This is a genomic window from Enterobacter sp. SENG-6 (assembly GCF_001605945.1).
Lineage (GTDB): Bacteria > Pseudomonadota > Gammaproteobacteria > Enterobacterales > Enterobacteriaceae > Enterobacter > Enterobacter cloacae.
In genome coordinates this window covers 1-2,445 of sequence record NZ_LOMM01000059.1, presented here as the reverse complement: position 1 = coordinate 2,445, position 2,445 = coordinate 1, and the positions used below count along the sequence as shown (strand labels likewise).

At 46.6% G+C, this 2,445-nt stretch carries 1 protein-coding gene and 2 pseudogenes; all 3 read left to right on the top strand.

From position 1 onward, the window contains the following. Positions 1-83 precede the first annotated feature (83 nt). A pseudogene (locus tag AX755_RS20420) lies at positions 84-641 on the top strand (IS110 family transposase); the annotation flags it as partial. A 37-nt stretch (positions 642-678) separates the two neighbouring features. Then, positions 679-921: pseudogene (locus AX755_RS20415) on the top strand (IS3 family transposase); the annotation flags it as partial. Positions 922-1,081: 160 nt separating this feature from the next. Continuing rightward, positions 1,082-2,233, top strand: a complete 1,152-nt coding sequence (gene nhaA, locus AX755_RS20410; protein WP_001000602.1) for a Na+/H+ antiporter NhaA — start codon at positions 1,082-1,084, stop codon at positions 2,231-2,233. Positions 2,234-2,445 lie beyond the last annotated feature (212 nt).

The following is a 2,445-nucleotide window of genomic DNA, read 5'->3' as shown; positions in this document are numbered from 1 at the left end:
GGCCTTTGAATGGGTTCATGTGCAGCTCCATCAGCAAAAGGGGATGATAAGTTTATCACCACCGACTATTTGCAACAGTGCCCATGCAGCTCATCAGGACCCTGGGTTCCTGGAGACCTGATGCCAGTGAATACCGCAATGTAACCAACGTTTATCGCATTTCATTAAAGTCCCTTGCCCGACGCTATCTCGAGTTACATGACGAAATCGCTGATCTGGATGTCATGATTGCGGCAATTGTCGACGAGTTGGCACCTGAGCTGATTAAACGTAATGCTATCGGATACGAAAGCGCTTCACAGTTGCTGATCACTGCCGGAGACAATCCTCAACGGTTAAGATCAGAATCAGGATTTGCGGCACTGTGTGGTGTCAGCCCGGTCCCCGTTTCTTCTGGAAAAACGAACCGTTACCGACTTAATCGTGGTGGAGATCGTGCTGCAAATAGTGCACTTCACATCATCGCCATCGGACGCTTACGAACTGACGCAAAAACAAAGGAATATGTCGCCAGGCGTGTAGCCGAAGGACATACAAAAATGGAAGCGATACGCTGTCTAAAGCGATATATCTCCCGCGAAGTTTACACGTTACTGCGCAATCAAAACAGGCGGATCAACAGTATCCCGATAACAGCTTGACTCTTAGAAGGGCGTCAGTAAGTTGGCAGCATCACCCTTCTGCCGGGCTAATAACCTGGTCCCGAGCATGAGCCGGCGTGGCAACTGCTGGGATAATGCGGTGGCCGAATCGTTCTTCAGTTCACTGAAAAAAGAGCGCATCAGGAAGAGAATATACAAAACCCGGGATCTAGCCCGGGCGGATATCTTCGATTACATTGAAGTGTTCTACAACCGGGCCCGGCGCCACAGTCACCTCGGCGGCGTCAGTCCGGAGGCCTTCGAACAGGCCTCGTCGTGAGGACAGAATTTGTCTACGGGCGTGGGGTCAGTCCAATCAACGGCTCGGAAGTGTCTAGATTATCCGTGGCGATTCAATTATTCTAAAGTTTTCGACCGCTATACACTCTTATCATTCTTTGTTAATCGTTTATTAAGATAATAAATATAAGGACGAAACCATGAACGATGTCATTCGTGACTTTTTCAAAATGGAATCAGCTGGTGGTATTCTTCTCGTGATTGCCGCGGCAATTGCGATGACCATTGCTAACTCACCGCTGGGCGAAACTTATCAATCTGTACTGCATACTTATGTATTTGGTATGTCAGTTTCTCACTGGATTAATGACGGCCTAATGGCTGTTTTCTTCTTACTCATTGGCCTTGAAGTTAAGCGAGAGCTGCTTGAAGGTGCGTTAAAATCAAAAGAAACCGCAATTTTCCCTGCGATTGCAGCGGTTGGCGGTATATTAACTCCTGCTCTTATTTACGTAGCCTTTAATGCCAACGATCCTGAGGCGATTTCTGGTTGGGCAATTCCAGCGGCGACAGATATCGCTTTTGCTTTAGGTATCATGGCGTTATTAGGTAAGCGTGTACCAGTAAGCCTAAAAGTGTTCTTGCTGGCGGTTGCTATCATCGATGATTTAGGTGTAGTTGTTATTATCGCGCTATTTTACACCGGTGACCTGTCGACCATGGCGTTGCTTGTTGGCTTCATCATGACTGGTGTCCTATTCATGTTGAATGCGAAGGAAGTAACAAAACTTACGCCATACATGATCGTCGGTGCGATCTTATGGTTCGCGGTGCTTAAATCTGGTGTTCACGCAACATTGGCAGGTGTAGTGATTGGTTTTGCTATCCCACTAAAGGGAAAGCAGGGCGAACATTCTCCACTTAAACATATGGAGCACGCGCTTCACCCATACGTGGCATTTGGTATTCTGCCTCTATTCGCATTTGCCAATGCGGGGATTTCGTTAGAAGGCGTATCGATGTCAGGTCTAACTTCAATGCTGCCACTCGGTATTGCTTTGGGTCTACTGGTTGGTAAGCCTCTAGGTATCTTTACCTTTAGCTGGGCAGCGGTAAAAATGGGCGTTGCTAAGTTACCTGAAGGCGTTAACTTCAAGCATATCTTTGCGGTATCTGTGTTGTGTGGTATTGGCTTTACAATGTCTATCTTCATTTCCTCTTTAGCGTTCGGAAATGTAAGTCCTGAATTTGATACCTATGCTCGACTCGGTATCTTAATGGGTTCTACGACAGCAGCATTACTTGGCTATGCCTTACTGCACTTTTCTTTGCCTAAGAAAGCGCAAGCGTAAGATAAAAATGAGCTATTTTGTAAAGCCTCCCAATCGGGATAACACCGATCAGTTAAGGCATTGATCAGTTGAACGATCCTACGGATGGTTAACAATACCCTCAGTACACTAATTGCTGAGGGTATTTTTGGCACTGTTGCAAATAGTCGGTGGTGATAAACTTATCATCCCCTTTTGCTGATGGAGCTGCACATGAACCCATTCAAAGGCCG